This window comes from Pyrococcus sp. ST04, assembly GCF_000263735.1.
GTDB lineage: Archaea > Methanobacteriota_B > Thermococci > Thermococcales > Thermococcaceae > Pyrococcus.
The window spans coordinates 1188203-1207444 of record NC_017946.1; the positions used below are offsets into that span (position 1 = coordinate 1188203).

Consider the following 19242-nt stretch of genomic DNA (forward strand, 5'->3'; position numbering starts at 1 on the left):
GAATACCATGTTAAGTCTTGCTGAGGTAGAGAGAAAAGCTTTTGATTTAATGGCGACTTCAATTAGAAAGCACAAAACCATTTCTTCATGGGAGCTTGAAGGGAAGAAAATATCCCTCCCCCTTCTCCTTGAGGCAAAGCCAGGAGATCTTATAGTACTCAAAACGAGAATAGAAGTCCCAAAGGACGGACTGAAGTGGTTTTTAAAAGTGTGTATGGAGGGAAATGCCCTTGTAAGACTCGATGGAATGGCTTATGGAACCATAGACGATGTCCACACTTACATTCCAATTCGACCAGGGAAACATGAACTTGAGCTCATAATTTCACCCTTAACTATGTTCGGATATCACAAATGGAGGATAAAAGTTGACTACACGATGCTCGTTGGAATAATGTGGGAACCCTATGTCCTGGCTCAGAGGCTTCTTGACCTTGTAAGCTTCATAGAGGTTATAAAAGAAGAGGACCTCAAAGAAGCTTTGTTAAAAGAGCTTTCAAACATCCTTATATCAGTTAAAACGGTGCCAAGTTTGAGGCAGATAACTCTTCTAAGGATGCTTCTTTACGATGGTGGTTTGGGTATTAAAGAATTAAAACTCGGCAGGTTTGACGTAAGAGAGGTAAGAACCGATTATATGTTCCTTTCTGCTGTTTACGGAATCGGGGAGATGAAAGGCATAGTGCACGATATTCCAAAGCCGACTAAGGAAGAGTATTTAGAGGAAATTAAAAGAGTCGAAAGAGATTTGGAGAGGGCTTTAGCTAGATTAAGAAAGGCATTTCCAAAAGTTGGAAAAGCATACGCTTTTGCACACTCCCATATAGATGCAGCATGGCTTTGGACTTATGATGAGACTAAGCAGAAAATTCTGAGAACATTTTCAACAATAGAGAGACTAATGAGAAGATATGGAATAACCTACGTTCAAAGTTCTGCCCAATATTATGAGTGGTTGGAGAGCCTCGATAGGGATCTCTTTGAGAAAGTTAAGAGATTCATTGAGGAAGGAAAGTGGATAATAGTTGGTGGAATGTGGGTCGAAAGTGATGTCCAGCTAGTCGATGGAGAATCAATAGCTAGACAATTTCTTTATGGTCAAAGATATTTTTACAAAAAATTCGGAAGAACGGCAAAAATTGGATGGCTACCAGATACCTTTGGATTTCCAGCTTCTTTGCCTCAGTTTTTAAAGAAAAGCGGAATAGAAATGTTTGCAACGTACAAACTTCTCTGGAATGAGCGGAATGAATTTCCATACCATGCTTTTATATGGAAAGGAGTCGATGGAACAGAGATACCAGTGCATCTAATGATGAGCTACAAATCTTCGATGACTGCAAAAAGCCTATACAAGCAATGGAAAAGATACAAGAATAAGTACGAGGTCCCATTCCTCCTCTACGCCTATGGATATGGAGATGGAGGAGGAGGGATAACCTGGGAAATGGTTGAAATGATGAAACACATGAATAAAGTACCCTATATCCCGAAACTCGTCAAAGGAACCGAAGAGGAGTATCTAAGAGAACTAAAGGCACATATTAAAGATATGCCGACTTGGGAAGGAGAATTATATGTTGAGGTTCATAGAGGGACTTACACAACAAATCTAAGAGTCAAAAAGCTTATGGCAGAAGCGGAATCTATACTGAGAAGTGCCGAGATATGGGCATCGATAGCACATTCCCTAGGGGTTATGGAATACCCCAAGCAGAAACTTGATAACCTATGGAAGAGAATCCTTCTTCATCAGTTTCATGACGTTTTGCCAGGTTCTTCGATAAGAGAAGTATACGATGAGGTCGAAAAGGACCTAAATAAGGTAATCGAGGAAGCAAATTCAATAGTTGAAGAAGCCCTCCAAAAAATTTCACAGGGAGAAGCACTTGTCTTTAACGATCTCCCATGGGAGAGAAAGGAAGTAATTGAGATTGATGGTAGACCCATGCTTATCAAAGCGGAACCTCTTGGATGGAAACCGATTGAAGAGATAAAAGAGGGATACATAAATGCTCAAGAGAAAAATGGGAAGATAATTATTGAAAATGAGTTAATTAGTGTGATTATTAATGAGGAAGGTGAGATAATATCGCTGTACGACAAAGAAAGTAAATGGGAAGCAATAAGAAGCCCCAGTAATGTGATAATGGCCCACATAGACACTCCAGGAACATGGGATGCTTGGGACGTCAATGAAGACTTCTTAATTCAAGGGCAAAAGCTCGAAACAATTGAGAAGGCAAAGATAACTAGAAACGATGGTTACATAGTTGAAGTTGAAGTTAAAAAGAAATACGGGAATTCAAGGCTAACTCAAAAAATAAGGGTCAAAAGAGGATCTAAGCTAGTGGAATTCCATACAGCTGTTGATTGGTGGGACAAAGAAGTCTTCCTCAAAGCCTGGTTCAACTTTAACACTCATAATTGGAGTGCCTACTATGACATACCCTATGGAGTTGTTAGAAGACCTGCAGTTAGAAATACTCCATGGGAGCAAGCAAAGTTCGAAGTCCCAGCCCTTAGGTGGGCAGACGTCAGTGATGGAGAGCATGGAGTTGCTATAATATGCCCATCTCGCCATGGATATACGAACTGGGATTCAAAGATTGGGCTGAGCTTACTAAAATCTCCAATATATCCTAACCCCTGGAGTGATACAGGAAAGGGAGAGTTTTCGTACTATCTATACCCCCACACTGGCTATTGGTTCGAAGGGGAGGTATACAAGAGAGCTCTTGAAGTCTGGTCTCCCCTCAGAATAACTCAAGGAAAGAAGGGCAAAAAGAAATTCTCACTGATGAGAGGAGATGCCGTTATTGGAGCAATAAAGCTATCAGAGGATGGAGATGGCTATATAATAAGATTGTATAATCCTTCCAAAGGAAGCCTAACGATAAAGCTACCGGAAAGTGGTGTTGAACTGGACATTCCAGAGCTTAATATTCTTGGAAAAGTTGGAGAGGTAATAAAACTAAACGCTTTCGAGATAAAGACTGTTAAAGTTTCCTCCTTGGTAAAAGCTTGAGTGGGCTACCGCAATCGGGACAAACTCCTCCAGGAGGGAGTTCCTTAAACTTCCTACCACAACCTATGCAGACATATACCCACTTAATTTTCCTCTTTATCCCCCTCTTCGTTGTTTTAAACTTAAGACCAAGAAAACTTGCAACATTCTGAACGTTGTAATCATCTGAGAAAACAATTGCCCTAAGCTCATACGCTAGTGCAAGAACCTCTATGTCAGCCTCACTAAGTTCCTCAAGTTCACCAGTTTCTCTTGCTACTGACTTAACTTTCTTAACAGACTCTTTTGATGGTTCAACAATTTTAACCTTTCCAGATGCTATTAGCCCTTCTAGGAAGACTCTAGATTCCCTATCTTTAATCTCCTCAACGACCTTTGGTGTAGTGTATCCCTCGACATCAATACCTTGAATAAAAACTGAAGAGTCAAGAACGAGAATCAAGTCTTACAACACCCCTCTTTCTTATCAACCGGGACAATCTCCTTGAATCCCGTGTACTTCCAAAGAACCTTCGGTATTTTTACTGTCCCATCTTCTTGCTGATGATTTTCCAATATTGCGACAATTGCCCTCGAAGTTGCTATTGCCGTTGAGTTCAAAGTGTGGACGTACCTTGGCTTTTCATCAGTTCTGTCCCTGAATCTTATATTAAGTCTCCTAGCTTGCCAATCTGTACAATTACTTGCAGACACTACTTCTCTAAATCTCCCTTGACCTGGCATCCATGCTTCTATATCGTACTTCTTTGCCGCAACATATCCAAGATCCCCAGTACATATATTAACGACCCTATAAGGTATCTCAAGCTCCTGGAATAGTTCTTCTGCATTTCTTATTATTCTCTCATGCCACTCCCAACTTTCTTCTGGTCTTGAGTATACGAACTGCTCAACCTTGTGGAACTGATGAACTCTGAATATCCCCTTCGTGTCTTTTCCAGCGGTGCCTGCTTCTTTTCTAAAGCATGGACTGAAGGCCACATAGAGAAGGGGTAAATCTTTTCCGTCAAGAATCTCGTTCGCATGAAGGCCAGCTAATGGATGCTCTGCCGTTGGAATGAGATATAGATCTTCACCCTCAACCTTGTATATTACATCCTCAAAATCCTCAAATGTCGTTGCACCTTCTTCAACGAATCTCCTAACCATGTAAGGAGGAATAACTGGCGTGAACCCCTTCTCTATAAGCCTATCAAGGGCAAATCTTATGAGGGCCAGGTCAAGGATCACTATCTCATTAAGGAGATAGTAGAATCTTGAACCACTAACTTTGGCCGCTCTTGCAAAGTCGGCCCCTCCAAGGATCTCCAAAAGATCAACATGAAGCTTTGGTTTCCATTCAAGAACTTCATACTCCATTTTTCCTTGGCTCTGCTCTAAAAATCTCTCCAAATGACCTTTCCAAACTCTAGCCTTTCCCCAGAACCTTATTGGAACGTTGTCATTTTCGTCCTTTCCAACAGGAACACTCGGATGTGTTATGTTGGGCAGTCTCCAGAGATAATAATCTATTCTCTTCCTCAGCTCTTCAACTTCTTTTTCTAGTGTTTCTATCTTTCTGACTATTTCTTTACTCTTAGCCAAGAGATCATCAACAGGTTCTCCTGCCTTTCTTCTCTTCCCTATCTCAATTGCTATCTTGTTTCTTTCATGTCTCAGCTTGTTGATTTCTTTCAACTTTGTTCTCCACTCTGCATCAAGTTTTAGTATCTCATCTATCCACTTAACTTTCTCAAGCTCTCCCCTCTTTATCAGATCGTTCTTCACTAACTCTGGCTTCTCACGTATAAGCTTGATATCTAGCATGACTATCCCCTAAACCTCAAAGCAGCTTTTACTTAAAATAGTTGCTCTTGTGGTCACCAAACAATTTAAATTAGAGTACCTTTATAATATTCTCTTGGATGTCAGAAAATTTCCAAGGAGGATGAAAAATATATGGATAGGCTGCAACTTCTACAAGTTCAGAAATGCGAAGAAGAGTTTGAGAAGGCCCTCGCATTAGGGCAGTATGATAAGGCTAGGCTAATAGCTCTTAGATGCTCAGAACTTTTGAGAAAACTAGCAAGTGAGAACCTATCATTGTCCCATATACTCCTTGAACAGGCCAAAGATTGGGAAAAGAAAGCAAAAAATGTACATAAAAGAAAGGCCAAGGGAAAAGATGAATACATTGAAAGGATAAAGCTGTTAATAAAAAGAAGTAATGTTACGTGGAGTGATATTGGAGGGTTACATGAGGCAAAGAAAATGATTTCACAAGCCGTTGGTATAAGTATTGCAAAAGCTCCAATAGAGCCTCCCCAGGGAATTCTACTTTTTGGCCCTCCAGGAACTGGTAAAAGCCTACTTGCAAGTGCTGTAGCTAGTAGTTTGAATGCCACATTTTTCAGTGTAAAGGCTAGTGACTTGCTAAGCAAATACTTTGGTGAATCTTCAAAGCTTGTTTCAGCGTTATTTTCTCTGGCAAGACAGCTAAGCCCAAGTGTCGTGTTCATAGACGAAGTTGACTCACTAACGATCAAAAGATCTTCTCTCGATGATGCTGCGAGGAGAATGATAGGAACTCTACTTGCTGAAATTGATGGGTTCAAGGAGAGTAGAGGTAAGGTAATTCTGCTAACGACAACTAATGCACCTTGGGATCTTGATGAAGCAATGCTTTCTAGGCTACCTATAAGGATCTACGTGCCACTACCAGATACTAAAGCTGCAGAAGAAATTTTCAAAATTCACCTAAGAGGGATACCTTACCGTCTAAACTTGACAAAATTAGCTAGAGAGGCTGTGAAAAGGCTTTATTCGGGGAGAGAGATAGCCAATGTGGTAAAAATTGCAACGATGAAAATGCTTGAAGACATGAACCCAGAGCTAAGTGACCCTCTTAGAGTTTCAACACTCACTGGGAAGAACTTGGCAATGAGGCCACTGGATCTTAATGACTTTAAAGAAGCTTTCAAGAAAATTAAGAGCCCAATCACAAAGACAGACATAAGGAAATATGAAAAATGGGCAAAAGAGTTTGGACTAAGTTAATTTGGTAACCTTTTCGAGTTCTGGAATAACGAAGTCAAGGCCAAGCTTTTCAAGTGTCTCTTTCTTGGGAATTCCTCTTTCATCCCATCCTCTGAGCTTATAGTACTCTGAAAGTAATGCATCATACTTCTCCTTGTCGAGGTGTTGTCCTTTGTATGGACCGCTCTTAAGTCCCTCAATGAACCACCTCTTGGGTGGATAATCCTTTGTTCTATCCCAGTTCCCGTTGAACTCTCTAACCCAATAGGCTCTGATGAGGGCATAAACTCTGTCTGCTGCCGTGTACAAGTCATCCCATGTGTAGTTAACTCCCGTAATTGCCTTGAGGAGCTTTGGATAGTAGTCCAAGCTTAATCCTATCTCGACCCATGGTAACCTACATGCAGTAAGCATCTCGAATAGACCGCCTCTCAACCTCTGAAGCTCAACAACCTTTTGGGCCTTTATGGGGTCATAGGTTATCTTGTACTCTACTTTCTTTGCCTTCTCCCCCTCTATGGGTGCGGTACCTATCTCCCACGCTATGACCCAAGCTTCTTTATGGTGAGCACCTATTGAGCTCGTTCCATATGCGAGTGCCATTGCTGGGTAGATATAGCTGTTATAACCGCTAACTTCAAGGCCCTTGACATGCATTGCAAAGCTGTCGTCACCCAGCTTCTCAGCCATCCTCATAACTCCCTCAGCCGCAAAGTTTCCAAGCTCTCCTCTGCGGTAAGCTATGTCATAGGCAAGCTCTCTAGCTCCCTTGAAGTCTCCAAACTCTGGGCCCTCCTTAAGTAATCCTCTCTCTTTGGCTTCCATGACAAAGCCTATGGAGACACCAAGGCTTATCGTATCCATTCCCATGTCGTCAGCTATCCTGTTAAGAACTGCGACCTCGTTAAGCTTCCCGATTCCAAGATTTGAACCGAGCAAAGCGACGTTTTCATAATCAAGTTCACTCTCCTGACCCTCAGCGTCAAGGACTACGTTTCCACAAGGCATGTTACAATAGGGACAGCCTCTCTGCTTGATTTTCATTCCTTCTAGCGTGTATCCATCAATTGATCTTGCAAATTCGAACTGGCCATCCTGGAAGTTTCTTGTTGGAAGTGCATAGTTCTCATTTGTCCATTCTACTGCTGCCATAGTTCCCTGTCTCTTCCAGAATGGATATCCTGGAGCATTGAGTATTGCCTCATAGGCTTCCTGGCTAAGCTTTCTGAGTTCTTCCTTGTCTGCAACTGGAATTTCTTTCGTTCCCCTGATTACAACTGCTTTTAGCTTTTTACTTCCCATAACTGCTCCCATTCCTGGTCTTCCCGCAGCTCTTCCTTCTTGGGACATTACAACAGCGTATTTGACTAAGTGCTCTCCAGCAGGCCCTATGCTTAGAATTCCAACGTTCTTTCCATGTATCTTTTTGAGCTCCCTTTCAGTCTCAAAGGTTCCTTTGCCCCACAGCCCTTCAGCACTCAATATGCTAACGTTGTCATCCTCAATATAAATGTATACAGGCTTCTTAGCCTTTCCTTCAACGACGAGAGCATCGTATCCAGCTTTCCTTAAATGTACAGTGGCCATTGTTCCAAGGTTCCCATCACCGTAACCGCCAGTGAGTGGACTCTTCGCAGCAACTACCATTTTTCCACCACTAGGGGTTGGAAGACCATTAAATGGACCAGATGCAAAGACTAGCTTGTTTTCTGGACTTAGAGGATCTACGCCTTTGACTTCATTCCACAGAATCCACGCAGCTAGTCCTCTTCCTCCAATGAACTTTTTGGCGATTTCTGGAGAATATTCCTGAACTTTAACTTCCCCCGTGGTCAAGTTAACTCTAAGAATCCTTCCCCACCAGCCTTTCATTGCAATCCACCACTTGACGTTTGTTAAAGAATTCTAATAAATGTTTTGTAGTCAGAAAATATTTACAATTGAATAGAGTTTTAAATGTAGTTGTTTACTATGGCAATATCAGGCACATTTAAGCTTAAAAGTGTCAAGAGGTTTTCCGTGTAATGGTGGACAAAATGGCAAGGATCCCTCAACTTTTCGTTGAGGCAACATATGAAGAGTGCTTTGATGATAATGGTAAGGCAAAGTACGATTGTATTGTAATACAGGGAAACATAGAAGTTAAGTTGAAAAAAGGGGACAAGTTGCCAGAATTCATTGAGAAGGAAAAGGCAAAGTTTTTAGCAAAAGAAGTCTATGATAGGTTTCACTTCTATGTTGACCAGTACGAACACAAAATGAGGGTAGACGCCATAATAATATACCCAGATAGAAGGACTAGGATTGAGCTGAAGAAGGGAGATGAACTACTCCTACTACCTGTCGAGGGATACGTCGTAACTTTAATTGCAGATGTTGGAAATAGGGTCAGAAAGGGGGATGCATTTGCTGCAGTAACAACCAAAAAGGGGGAAGTACACTATATGAAGCCTCCAAAACCAGGAACAGTCGTTTACATTGACGAATTTACTAATAGACCAAACTACGTCTACTATATCCTCCCAGAAGAGTGAACCGAAAATTTTATAAAAACCATTCTCTCCCTCAATATCGGCGGTAAGCCCCGGTGGTGTAGCCCGGTCAATCATGCGGGACTCTCGATCCCGCGACCCGGGTTCAAATCCCGGCCGGGGCACCAGCATGGGCCCGTGGCTCAGCCTGGTTAGAGCGCCCGCCTGATAAGCGGGAGGTCCGGGGTTCGAAGCCCCGCGGGCCCACCAGAATTCTTATTAATTAGTTAATTATTAACAAGCCAAATACTCAAATTACATGTTTTTAAGAGCTTAAAAAGGCCACCAAGGACTCAAAATATCCTTAACAGACTCAACTAATTTCAAAGTTTCATAGCTTGGGCTACCATCGTCCCTGATCTTTTCATCCGAATACCCTCTTATAAAGGCAGGAAAACCTTTTCTAAGCCCAATATCGTACCCTCCCTCCAAGATAAAGGCTATGGGATATTTTCTTAATGTAGCACCTGCATAAGAGAAGAACCTTTCTGTTAACTTCAGTGTAGTTAGACCATCCCCCTTGAATCCATCAAAACCTGCAGAAATAACAATAACTTTTGGCTTAATTCTATCTAAAATAGGAAGAACAATTTCATTCCATACATATATATAGTCAGGATCTTCTGAATAGTGAGGCATTGGGAGATTTATTTTTGTCCCTTTAGCTAATCCCCCACCAATTTCCGTTTCATAGCCAGTCCAAGGATAAATCTCCTTTTCATGAAGGTCTATATGGATAACGTGCGGGTCTTCCCAGAATATTTCCTGTGTACCATTACCATGATGAGCGTCAAAGTCTATCACAACAACATTCTCACATCCTTCTTCTTTTAGTGCAATAACGGCAGAAGCAGCATTGTTGAATATGCAGAATCCCAATGTTGGAGCTCCCATAGCCCTACCATTTTTTCCTGCATGATGGCCAGGAGGTCTCACAAGGGCCATATTGAGACCTCCATAATGTAAAGCCGTAAGTGCTGTCTGCCTAGCCGCACCAAGAGCTAGAAGGGCTGCCTCCCAAGTACCTGGAGAAACATATGTGTCAGGATCTAGATATCTTCTTCCCTCTCTCACTGCATTTTTAACTAAATCTACATATCTAGGATCGTGGATCTTCCTCACATAGTCCTCGTCTACTGGATGAGGCTCTAAAATATGGTTATCTAGGCCGAGATCTCTAATAGCTGTTATTGCTACCCATAACCTCCCAGGATTCTCTGGATGATATGTCGATGGTCTATGTTCAAGGAACTTTCTTGAGTAATATATTTCCCCTATCATAAAAGCCCCCTCACGAGAATTAAAACCTAAGGAATTCATTGAAAAACTAACTTATAAGAGTTTTGAAGGGAACAATATTAGGAGAGTACTATCCCACATACTCATTAATTGTGTGTAGAATTTTGTAATGGATAGAGATCTGCCCCTTCTCCTTCATTGGGTAGCTTTTAAGGGAATAGTTTCTCTTGTCCTCAAGAGCTTCAATGCACCAAAGGTGACAAAACTTAGTACCTTTGACCATTCATAGAATTAGATCATAAGGAATTTAGAAAACAATATTAAAAGGGGGTTAGGCAAGGCTTATCCCTGCTTGCTCAAGAGCTTGCCTAACTTCTTCGTCGCTTGCTCCCCTTGGGATGTTAATTTTCTCAGGGAGTGGCTCAATGTGCTTTATGTTCATTCTTCTTCTCTTTACCTTATTAAGGCCAGCCCCAGTAACTAAGACAAAGTTCTTGTCAATTATGTCAACAACGACTACCTTCTGCCCAGCTCTTCTTCCTGCAATTACAACAGCAATTCTACCAACCTCTATAGCAGGCATTCATCCCACCTCCTTCTCCTTTTTTGACCCCGCGTCGCCGACGGGGTCCAGGTGGTCTATAGCGGCCTTCACAATTGCGAAGACCCCATCCGGCGACCATTTAGATGTGTCAATTATTAAATCATATATTGAAAGGTCGTTAATGTCGATACCATATAGGTTTAAATATCTTTTCCTGTTCTGCTTTTCTCTTTCGGCTATCTTCATAAAGGCCTCTTCAACACTAATTCCTTCCCTTTTTGCAACTCTTTCAGCCCTAACCCTTATTGGAGCATCAAGCCATATCTTAAGATCGGCGTTTTTTACCATCCACCCTGCCAATCTCCCCTCAATTACAACATTACACTCCTTCGCAGCTTCAATTTGTCTCCTATCAACTTCCCTATCAATCTCCGGATGAAGTTCAGCGTATTTCTGGAATTCTTCGAGCGTCATTCCCATTTCCTTAGCCATTTGTCTAAATATCAGCCCTGCATAAATATGCTTTAGCCCATAATGTTGGGCAAGCTTTCTACACAAAGTGGTTGTCCCCGAGCCTGCAAGGCCACTTACAGTAATAACGAGGCACCCCTTTGGCATGGGGCACCCCTTCAGGCAAGCTGAGATCTAATCTGCTCCTTCATAACCCTGCGCATACACCTTGGACAGAGGTGTGGCATTGGCCTCTCCGGTCTCTTCTTAGTCTTTGGAAGCTTTCTCATTTCAACAGGTCTCCCCCTTGGAATACCATTTAGGGGTCTTCCGCAGATGGCACAGTGGGCTATTTTTGGCTTTCTTCTCTCAAAGTGCACAACGACTCTTCCACCAGGGGTTCTAACGTACTTCCTTCTCCATGACCTTGACCTGTACATTGGCTTCATTCTCTCCACCTCGCTTTAGGCATAAAAAAGAGCATTTTTAAATTTAACCAAGGCTTAACTTTAAAAGCATGCACTCAAACTGGTGGCTGATGGAGATGGAACCCAGACCAATGATACTTGATAGTGATCCCGAAATACCAGCGGGAGGAGAGGAAGAGGTCGAAGCCGGAGAGGAGACTGTAGAACAGTTCTTTGCCCATAGTAAGGGTAACACCGTATACGTGTCGTTTGCGACAACGGATATGAAAATAACAATAGGGATAACCCATGACAAAGCTAGTCTTGAAGAACTCGTAAAGGCAGTTAAAGAGCTGCTAGTAGAGGTAAGAAAAAGAAAATGAATCAGGATAAAGTTTTCAAAACAAAGGCTAGCAAATCAGTTATTTCCCTCGCCCTAGTTTCAGGAGAAGCCCCCATGTGGCCACTCTTCATTTCAACTCTTAAATACACCGAAGCCCCGACCTCCCTGAGTTTCATGAAGAACTTCAAGGCATGGGCAGGATGGACTCTGTCATCGTGGAGACCTGTATATATAAGGGTAGGAGGATAATTCTGAGGTTTCACATTGTGGTATGGGCTATATTTGAGTAGGAACTCCCTATCCTTTGGATCGTCTGGATTTCCATACTCTGGAATCCACACACTGCCTATGTATAACTTATGGAACTTCAGCATATCTATTACAGGATATCCTATCAATGCTGCATCCATAACATCTGGTCTTTGAACGAGAACGGCAGAAACTAAAAGTCCCCCATTGCTTCTACCCCATGCCGCCACCTTATACCCCTGGGACTTGAGCTTACTTAAAACGGCTATGAAGTCATCAAAGACGTTCTGCTTGTTCTCTCTCATTCCAGCCTTATGCCACTCTTCTCCGTACTCACTTCCACCCCTGAGATTAGCCATGACAAAAGTGCCACCTCTCTCCAGAAAAGGAATCATCTGTGGGAAAAATCTTGGAGTTAGTGAAACATTGAAGCCACCGTACCCAAAAACCCATGCTTTCTTCTCATCTTTTTCTCCTTTGACTATGAAGTAGTGAATCTTTGTCCCATCTTTTGATGTTGCAAAGTCTTCTTCAATCCTAAACTCTCCCTCCACTACCCTCTCTTCAATCACTCTAAGCTCTTCATTGGTAATTTCATAGATTCTGTAGGGAACAGTAAAGCTTTCGTATCTGATAATGGCTCTTTTATCATTCTTGTGCAGTGGGTACACACTTCCTGGAACTTTAAACGTAATTTCCTTGAGCTTTCTGCCTTCGAGGGAGTAAATTTCTATCTTGTGGCTTGCATGAACAAGCCTTCCAGCTATTATCTTATTGTCAACTATTATCGCCCACTCGAGAGGAAACTCCCCTTCTGGGACTATCTCCTCTTTTCCATTTTCTCCAACCCTAATTATCTTTCCAAGACCCCTTCCTTCTTTTGTTAGAACATAAAGATATCCATCAATGAAGTCTATTGGCTCTACTGGAACCTCTGCAGAATAAATCTTCTTCCATTCTTCGGGGGAATCTATGGGACCAAGCCACACCTCTCCCTTATTCCACCCATAGGTTACTGTTACTATGGCAAACTTTTCATCAGAACTCTTGAATAAAGACATGAAATATCCCGACTTAAGGCCCTCTCCAAAGACCATTCTCTCTCCATCTTTATCCTTCCAGAAAAGCCTTTCTGCAGGGGGATCTACGCCATCAGGTGTCTTCTCTTTCCTATAGAACCGTGCAAAGTAATAGCCATCCTTGTGGAAGACTATGTTCCATATGGATGGTTTTATCTCCTCCAATATTTCCCTAGAGTCAACATCGATAATCCTCGTTATTCCCTCATCAGCACCGCCTATGGAGAAGCTGTAGGCCAGTTTCTTACCAGTTTTATCTGTCGTGAACCCCTGAAGTAGAACTTCATCTCCTACCTCTTTTTCAAGCTCCTTTGAGTCAACTATGACATCTCCATTAAGCCACTTTATAACTTGTCTGTCCTTCTCTCTTAAGGCAACTATAATTCCCCTTTCGGTTATTCTTGCCTGATAAATTGTTGGTATTGAGAAGTACTTCCAGACTTCGGGAAACAGTTCCTCGCTGAGTTTGCCGATGAACTCTCGAAATCTTCTATTTTCGTCTTCAACGAGCTTCAAAACCCTCTCATCATTGAGATTTTCCATCCATTCATAGGGATCATGCATAGAAAACCACCATTTTAACGTTAAAACTAGGATTTTTATAAAAGTTGTTGCTCTCCTTTTTCAGAGTATCACCTTCAGAAGGAGGAGAAAGTCATTTTCTTTCAAGATGGGCCTCTTTTATTATAAGCCTTCCAGAATTTGTGTAGGGATCCCATATTTTTTCGGCTTTGTCTATAACTATCTTGTATTTGAACAATGGCATATCAAGGACAAATGTCTCAAACTCTCCCCCTTCCCCAGCAACATGAATACCAAATTTATTTTTAAGCTCTATAAGATCTTCAATTACTTTCTCATCAATCCTTCTTCCAAGCCAAGTTTCATCTAATCCATAAGCGGAAACCCCAACAAATATAACTTCAAATCCTAAGTGGACAATATCTCTCATATACTCCTCTGGATCCCTTCCCCATGCAGGGGCATAAACCCTTAGACCAAGCTCCCTAGCAACTTTTTCAATTCTATCTTTTTGGTATCTACTGGCTAAGGCGCCTGCAACTATTCCCTCTATTTTCAGACTTTCGAGGACTTTTTTTAAGTCCTCAACTTCTTCCTCTTTTTCTCCCCTTGTAAATCCCTTAATAATGGGTATACCAAGAGATTTGGCCTGGAGATCTGTCAACTCTATGTTTGGAGTATGATACATGTAACTCTCTTCGTTCTCGCTTACCATAGAAACAAGATAACGAACGTTAAACCCGCTCTTAATCGCCCAATAAAGAGCATAATTCGAATCTTTTCCACCAGAATAGAGAACCACTACATCAGCTAAGCCCACCATTCATCATCCCATTCAGGGTCCTGGCTGTTTCATCATCAAAAATAATTATGAATCCAAGATTCACTTAGAAAGCTTCTTTGCATACTTCTTTTGAAGTCTCTTACCCTTGGGCTTACCCCTGCCAAATAGCCATCCATGAGCCTTGTTAACGTGCTTTATGTAATCCTTTCTTCTTTTGAATACCATACCACATCTGGGGCATCTAAGGAATTCCTCACCATCTCTATCTCTAACGATGATCGCCCTAAGCCTCACCATTTTCCTCCCTCCGATGGTTGAGAAATTGGGCACTTTATAAACCTTTTTATGGTCTCATGCATAACCTTTTAAATATTAGGTCACCCTAATCCCTTTTCATGAGGTTGGTAGTTCTAAATGATAATGTCCCCGCTAGAGGATTAATTAATGAGTGGGGATGGAGCATTCTAGTGGATCGCGTGATATTCGATGCCGACACGAATCCCCTTGTTCTAGCCCACAATGCAAGGATCCTTGGGGTGAGTCTAAAAAATATAAAGTTCGCTTTCCTAAGCCACTGGCACTATGATCACTATGGGGGAATGCCATATATAGCTGAGCTTAATCCTGGAATAAAGTTGTATGCTCCAATAGAAGGAATGGCCATGGCTATGAGATGGGGATTTGAACCGGTTCCAGTAAGGGACGGAGGAAAGATTGAAGATAAGTTCTATACCTCAGGTGTTTTAGAAGGTATTGAGCATGCAATGGGCGTTGAAACTAGTTCTGGTCTTGTGATAATCGTTGGCTGTAGCCACCCTGGAGTTGACAGGCTTGTGGAAGAAGTTTTGAAAGTTTCTGGCAATGAAAAGGCATATTTGGTAATTGGAGGATTTCACTCTCCTCCCATATGGAGATTGAACAGACTTGCAGAACTATCTGAATTAATAGCACCTGCCCACTGTTCCGGAGATGTAGCAAAAGACTACATAAAGAAAAAATTTCCAGATAAGTTCGTAGAGGTCAGGACTGGAACAATAATTGATGTTTAGTAGGACATATTAGCTTTTTTCTTTTCTTGAACTTGTCTCCACAGCTCATCAAAGTTTTCTAAAACCCTTTGAAGGGCCACATTTAGATCTCTAGTTCTCGTAAAAAATGCAACTTTATCGCTCTGATCTCTTATTCTAAGAAAGTTGGGCCCCATTCTAAACGCTGCAAGAACATCAACGTCTTTTAAGAGTTCGATTATTGCCCTGAACTTCCTTGGATCGCCATGACCCTCATCTTCTTCCTCCATATCTCTTGCTTTATTGTGCCTTTTCTCTAATAATCTGACCTCTCCATTTTCACAAACTTCATATATTGCAAAGAAATTTGAATCACCGTAGTGAGCGTCTATTAGCTTATCATCACTTTCCATGCCGAAAGCAACTTTCAAACACCTCATTTTTCCCCACCTCCAAGTTAGGCTACCCTAAAATATTTATAAAGATTGGCGTTAGGCTAACCGAAAAGTTTATATTTATGAGCATATGCACAAAATATTGGTGAGGGAGTATGGTGAGGGTTGCTGTTCCGACAAATGGTGGAGGATTAGAAGACACCGTTGCCCCCGTATTTGCAAGAGCTCCGGCATTTTTAATTGCTGACATAGATGAAAACGGGAACATAACGAGCACAAAAATCATTCAGAACCCAGCTGCAACAGCTGCTGGCGGAGCAGGCCCACTTGCTGTGCAAACGCTCATAAATGAAGGTGTTGAGGCAATAGTTGCTCCTCAGGTTGGACCGAACGCGTTGGGTGCAATACAGGCCGCAGGAATAAGACTATACACAGTTGCACCCGGGACTAAAGTTGAAGATGCAGTTAAAGTTGTCACCCAAGAAACTCCAACACCATCACAAGTTCCAAGAGTATTTGGTCCAGCGGTAACTGCCCCAGTTGCCCCGCAAACTCCAGTTGTACCTGCCTACTATTGGGGGCCAGGATGGGGATGGGGAAGAGGAAGAGGCTGGGGCAGAGGTTGGGGACGTGGTTGGGGAAGAGGTGGAAGAGGCTGGGGAGCAAGACTCGGCTACTGCCCATGGACTGGAATGCCAAGTAGAAGAACCTTAAGATGGCTTTATGGCTGGTGGTGGTGAAGTAATTGCCCAGAGGTATGGGAAGAGGGTACGGCAGAAGATTTTCTCCCTTTTATCCCTTTGGAGGAAGCCTCTTCTGGCTACTTGACATACTCCTATTGCTAGCAATGCTTTACATACTCCTCAAGCTGTTTCTTGTTGCCGCACCCTATGTGATTGCTCTTATCGTAATAATGATTATTAGAGCCCTAATAAGGCCTAGAGGGCCAAGAATGTGGTTTCCTCCCTATTATTAACCTCACAACTCCCTTGTAATGTTTTTCTTCTTTTTCAACTTCAAAGAATTTTCTCACAAGCTCATGGGTCTTTCGCGTTGTCTCATCATCAAGAAGAGGCTTTAATAGGAACTCTAAGGGCCTTAAGAGTAAGTTATTTATAGCTTTACTGTCGCTTAAAGTGTGCTCTAGGAATATAGCCCTTCCACCAGGTTTAAGAACCCGTTTAATCTCAAGCATACCTCTTTCCGGATTTGGAACAGTACAAAAGACGAAAGAAGAAACGACATAATCAAAAACATTGTCGGGAAAAGGAAGGTTCTCAACATCTGCATGGAAAAAGTTCACATTAATTCCCAAGCTTTCTGCCTTTTTCTTAGCTATTTCAAGCATTTTAATACTTCCATCTACTGCGTAAAGTTCTATGTTTTTTGGATAATACTTCAGAGTCTTTCCAGTTCCTATTCCAACCTCAAGAACTCTGCTTCCAGGTTGAATATACCTTATGGCTTTTTCTCTAAGCTTTTCAAAAAATTTGTCAAGGGGAATTTCGAGTAAGTCGTACTTTTCTCCTATTCTATCATATTTTTCCCTGTACGTAACTACATCCCCCCACTCACTGCGAGCTCTATTATCTTTCTTATCTCTACAAGGAACTCAACAGGAATGTCCTTTAGCATGGGCTCAAGGAAGCCCTTCACTATAAGTTGAGTTGCCTTTTCCTCGCTTAAACCCCTTGACATTAAATAGAACAGTTCTTCTTCCCTGATTTTTCCTATAGCAGCCTCATGACTAAGTTCTGCATCATCAACGAGGCTTACTAATCCCGGATATGTTTCCATCCTGGCTTTATCACTCATTAATAAAGCATCACAGCTTATATGACCTTTTGTTTTCGGAGCAATGGCCACTATCTTTCCCCTAGTGATGACAGTGGACTCATCCATTATGACGGATTTACTTGCATTTATGCCTTTAGACCCTTCCCCCTCAAGGTACATCTCACCGCCCAGGTCTATGTACCAGTCCTTTTGACCCAGGATTATTCCATTTAACTCCACGTAACCACCTTCCCTTACCCAATACTTTGGATTGGCAATATTGCTTTTTCCGGCTCCAAGACTTACTGTCGTGTTCAAGAATTGGGCATTTTTTCCGACCTTGGCCCTTGTCATGGGTCTCGTATGAACGTATTCAGGCCAATTCTGAAGAACCGTGAGCCTGACCTTTGATCCCTCATGGAGATAGGCTTCAGTCATGTCAAGATGAAGCGAGTGTCTAACCAGTATTGGAGCAGTACATCCTTCAATTAGGTGAACTTCACTATTCTTTTCGGCAATTATAACGATATGAGGAGCTTGAGCCAGAGAGCTCTCCTGAATTAAGAAGAATAAATGAAGTGGGAAAGGAACCTTTAAGTTCTCCTTTAGATAAAGGAAAATTCCACCATTCCACACTGCTGTATGATATGCAGTTAACTTATTCTCACCAGCCTTGAAAAGTTTTAGGAAGTGCTCTTTCATGACCTCAGGGTATTTCCTTACGGCTTCTTCAGTTGGCATTACAATGAGACCCTTCTTAGCCCACTCCTGAAGAAACTGGTTATATATAACTCCTGTATCAGTTTGAACGGCTAAACCTGCTATATACTTTTGCTCAACTTCTGAGATCCCAAGCCTGTCAAGTAAAGCCTTCATCTCAGGTGGCAAGTCATCTAAACTTTCAATTTTCTCAGGAAGACCTTCAACCTCAGGCTTTGCTATGAACTTCAGAAGAGACTCTTCATCAATTATTGGATCAACATGAGGAGCCTTCATAAATTCATCGAGAGCTTTGTATCTTAGTCTCGTCATCCATTCAGGCTCTCTATTTCTTTTTGCTAGCTCCTCTATTTGATTCTCAATTATTGATCTTGCATCCATCAAAGTTAGGGTTTCACTCATTAGAATCACCTCCAAGAACAGCCTTAAATCCCTCGGCTTCAATTATATCCACAAGCTCGGCTCCACCACTTTTTATTATCCTTCCACTCTCCATTACATGAACAATGATGTTCTCTCTGTCTATATGCTTCAGTATTCTGCCGTAGTGAGTTATCAGGACTATTGATATCCCCTTCTTATGAAGTTCTTCAATTTTTCTGCTTATTACGCTTAGAGAGTCCACATCCACTCCACTATCCGGTTCATCAAGTATCAGAACCTTTGGTTCGATCAAGAGAGCCTGAAGAAGTTCTAGTCTCTTTCTCTCACCGCCCGAAAAACCTACATTTATGCATCTCCTTAGATCTTCTTCTTTGAACCATAGTTCCTGGGCCTTCTCTTTGATAATATCGTACGCCTTCATTACATCTATTCCTTTAAGTTCGCTGAGAACTTGGGTGAGGAAGTCTATTATTCTAACCCCTTCAACTTCAGGAGGAACTTGAAATGCTAGGAATATTCCTCTTTTAGCCCTCTCATCCGGGGGTAAATCTGTTATGTCTTCACCATTTAGCTTTATCTTTCCTCGAGTGATCTTATACTTTGGATGACCTGCTATTGTAAGTGCAAGAGTTGATTTTCCTGAGCCGTTAGGGCCCATAATTATATGGAACTCGCCAGGGTTTACGGTTAGATTTACTCCCTTAAGTATCTCCTTCCCACCAGCACTCACATGGAGATTCTCAACTTTGAGCATTAGACCACCTCCGTG

General features: G+C 41.9%; 21 protein-coding genes and 2 tRNA genes. 9 read left to right on the forward strand and 14 right to left on the reverse strand.

Going from position 1 to position 19242, the window contains the following annotated elements:
- Nucleotides 1-7 precede the first annotated feature (7 nt).
- On the forward strand, nucleotides 8-3028 hold the full coding sequence (locus tag PY04_RS06180) for a glycoside hydrolase family 38 C-terminal domain-containing protein (protein ID WP_014734282.1): 3021 nt from the start codon (nucleotides 8-10) through the stop codon (nucleotides 3026-3028).
- Here PY04_RS06180 and PY04_RS06185 read toward each other — a convergent pair.
- Together PY04_RS06185 and serS are read right to left on the reverse strand one after the other, a co-directional pair.
- Nucleotides 3000-3470 (reverse strand): type II toxin-antitoxin system VapC family toxin, encoded by a 471-nt coding sequence (locus PY04_RS06185; RefSeq protein ID WP_014734283.1) that lies wholly within the window; start codon nucleotides 3468-3470, stop codon nucleotides 3000-3002. The two genes, PY04_RS06180 and PY04_RS06185, sit on opposite strands and share 29 nt — an antisense overlap.
- A complete protein-coding gene (serS, locus tag PY04_RS06190) occupies nucleotides 3467-4834 on the reverse strand; it encodes a serine--tRNA ligase (RefSeq protein WP_014734284.1) in 1368 nt (455 codons plus the stop codon). Before serS ends, PY04_RS06185 begins: the two co-directional genes overlap by 4 nt.
- Before the next feature lie 132 nt (nucleotides 4835-4966).
- On the opposite strand from serS, the gene PY04_RS06195 reads away from it, so the two are divergent.
- Entirely contained in the window at nucleotides 4967-6064 is a 1098-nt protein-coding gene (locus PY04_RS06195) for a 26S protease regulatory subunit (protein ID WP_014734285.1), read from the forward strand.
- On the opposite strand, the gene for is transcribed toward PY04_RS06195, so the two are convergent.
- Entirely contained in the window at nucleotides 6056-7915 is a 1860-nt protein-coding gene (for, locus tag PY04_RS06200) for a tungsten-containing formaldehyde ferredoxin oxidoreductase (RefSeq protein WP_014734286.1), read from the reverse strand. The two genes, PY04_RS06195 and for, sit on opposite strands and share 9 nt — an antisense overlap.
- Nucleotides 7916-8079: 164 nt before the next feature.
- Between for and PY04_RS06205 the strand changes: the two genes are divergently transcribed.
- From PY04_RS06205 to PY04_RS06215, 3 genes are all read left to right on the forward strand, one after another.
- Nucleotides 8080-8577 (forward strand): DUF2118 family protein, encoded by a 498-nt coding sequence (locus PY04_RS06205; protein ID WP_014734287.1) that lies wholly within the window; start codon nucleotides 8080-8082, stop codon nucleotides 8575-8577.
- A gap of 47 nt (nucleotides 8578-8624) precedes the next feature.
- Nucleotides 8625-8702 (forward strand) — tRNA-Glu (locus tag PY04_RS06210).
- A 4-nt stretch (nucleotides 8703-8706) separates the two neighbouring features.
- Nucleotides 8707-8784, forward strand: a tRNA-Ile gene (locus tag PY04_RS06215).
- 63 nt (nucleotides 8785-8847) lie between these two features.
- Here the strand turns inward: PY04_RS06215 and PY04_RS06220 are convergent.
- The 4 genes from PY04_RS06220 to PY04_RS06235 all read right to left on the reverse strand — a co-directional run bounded on the left by PY04_RS06220 (nucleotide 8848) and on the right by PY04_RS06235 (nucleotide 11256).
- Nucleotides 8848-9855, reverse strand: a complete 1008-nt coding sequence (locus tag PY04_RS06220) for a histone deacetylase family protein (protein WP_014734288.1) — start codon at nucleotides 9853-9855, stop codon at nucleotides 8848-8850.
- A gap of 289 nt (nucleotides 9856-10144) precedes the next feature.
- Nucleotides 10145-10396 (reverse strand): 50S ribosomal protein L14e, encoded by a 252-nt coding sequence (locus PY04_RS06225; RefSeq protein WP_014734289.1) that lies wholly within the window; start codon nucleotides 10394-10396, stop codon nucleotides 10145-10147.
- The gene (gene cmk, locus PY04_RS06230; protein WP_014734290.1) at nucleotides 10397-10975 is read right to left on the reverse strand and encodes a (d)CMP kinase; all 579 of its coding nucleotides are present in this window, start codon (nucleotides 10973-10975) and stop codon (nucleotides 10397-10399) included.
- Nucleotides 10976-10986: 11 nt separating this feature from the next.
- Nucleotides 10987-11256 carry a 50S ribosomal protein L34e gene (locus PY04_RS06235; RefSeq protein WP_014734291.1) on the reverse strand — a complete coding sequence of 90 codons (270 nt, stop codon included), beginning with the start codon at nucleotides 11254-11256 and terminating at the stop codon, nucleotides 10987-10989.
- A 95-nt stretch (nucleotides 11257-11351) separates the two neighbouring features.
- On the opposite strand from PY04_RS06235, the gene PY04_RS06240 reads away from it, so the two are divergent.
- Nucleotides 11352-11597 (forward strand): hypothetical protein, encoded by a 246-nt coding sequence (locus tag PY04_RS06240; protein WP_014734292.1) that lies wholly within the window; start codon nucleotides 11352-11354, stop codon nucleotides 11595-11597.
- A gap of 1 nt (nucleotide 11598) precedes the next feature.
- Here the strand turns inward: PY04_RS06240 and PY04_RS06245 are convergent, their stop codons facing one another.
- From PY04_RS06245 to PY04_RS06255, 3 genes are all read right to left on the reverse strand, one after another.
- On the reverse strand, nucleotides 11599-13449 hold the full coding sequence (locus PY04_RS06245) for a prolyl oligopeptidase family serine peptidase (protein WP_014734293.1): 1851 nt from the start codon (nucleotides 13447-13449) through the stop codon (nucleotides 11599-11601).
- Between the two features lie 91 nt (nucleotides 13450-13540).
- Nucleotides 13541-14230: a diphthine--ammonia ligase gene (locus PY04_RS06250; RefSeq protein WP_014734294.1), complete on the reverse strand. Its 690-nt coding sequence runs from the start codon at nucleotides 14228-14230 to the stop codon at nucleotides 13541-13543.
- Nucleotides 14231-14290: 60 nt separating this feature from the next.
- Nucleotides 14291-14488 (reverse strand): C2H2-type zinc finger protein, encoded by a 198-nt coding sequence (locus tag PY04_RS06255; protein ID WP_014734295.1) that lies wholly within the window; start codon nucleotides 14486-14488, stop codon nucleotides 14291-14293.
- Between the two features lie 98 nt (nucleotides 14489-14586).
- Between PY04_RS06255 and PY04_RS06260 the strand changes: the two genes are divergently transcribed.
- Complete coding sequence (locus PY04_RS06260) at nucleotides 14587-15240, forward strand: MBL fold metallo-hydrolase (protein ID WP_048056053.1); 654 nt, start codon at nucleotides 14587-14589, stop codon at nucleotides 15238-15240.
- Here the strand turns inward: PY04_RS06260 and PY04_RS06265 are convergent.
- Entirely contained in the window at nucleotides 15237-15638 is a 402-nt protein-coding gene (locus PY04_RS06265; protein WP_014734297.1) for a NifB/NifX family molybdenum-iron cluster-binding protein, read from the reverse strand. The genes PY04_RS06260 and PY04_RS06265 overlap by 4 nt on opposite strands.
- A 113-nt stretch (nucleotides 15639-15751) precedes the next feature.
- On the opposite strand from PY04_RS06265, the gene PY04_RS06270 reads away from it, so the two are divergent.
- Both PY04_RS06270 and PY04_RS06275 read left to right on the forward strand, forming a co-directional pair.
- Nucleotides 15752-16333, forward strand: a complete 582-nt coding sequence (locus PY04_RS06270; RefSeq protein WP_048056223.1) for a NifB/NifX family molybdenum-iron cluster-binding protein — start codon at nucleotides 15752-15754, stop codon at nucleotides 16331-16333.
- A gap of 5 nt (nucleotides 16334-16338) precedes the next feature.
- Nucleotides 16339-16569 (forward strand): hypothetical protein, encoded by a 231-nt coding sequence (locus tag PY04_RS06275; RefSeq protein ID WP_048056054.1) that lies wholly within the window; start codon nucleotides 16339-16341, stop codon nucleotides 16567-16569.
- On the opposite strand, the gene PY04_RS06280 is transcribed toward PY04_RS06275, so the two are convergent.
- The 3 genes from PY04_RS06280 to sufC are packed head-to-tail and all read right to left on the reverse strand — an operon-like array spanning nucleotide 16522 to nucleotide 19227.
- On the reverse strand, nucleotides 16522-17124 hold the full coding sequence (locus PY04_RS06280; protein ID WP_048056055.1) for a class I SAM-dependent methyltransferase: 603 nt from the start codon (nucleotides 17122-17124) through the stop codon (nucleotides 16522-16524). The genes PY04_RS06275 and PY04_RS06280 overlap by 48 nt on opposite strands.
- A gap of 26 nt (nucleotides 17125-17150) precedes the next feature.
- Nucleotides 17151-18491, reverse strand: a complete 1341-nt coding sequence (locus PY04_RS06285) for a SufD family Fe-S cluster assembly protein (protein WP_014734300.1) — start codon at nucleotides 18489-18491, stop codon at nucleotides 17151-17153.
- Complete coding sequence (gene sufC, locus PY04_RS06290; protein ID WP_014734301.1) at nucleotides 18484-19227, reverse strand: Fe-S cluster assembly ATPase SufC; 744 nt, start codon at nucleotides 19225-19227, stop codon at nucleotides 18484-18486. The genes PY04_RS06285 and sufC overlap by 8 nt, the downstream gene beginning before the upstream one ends.
- Nucleotides 19228-19242: the final 15 nt, after the last annotated feature.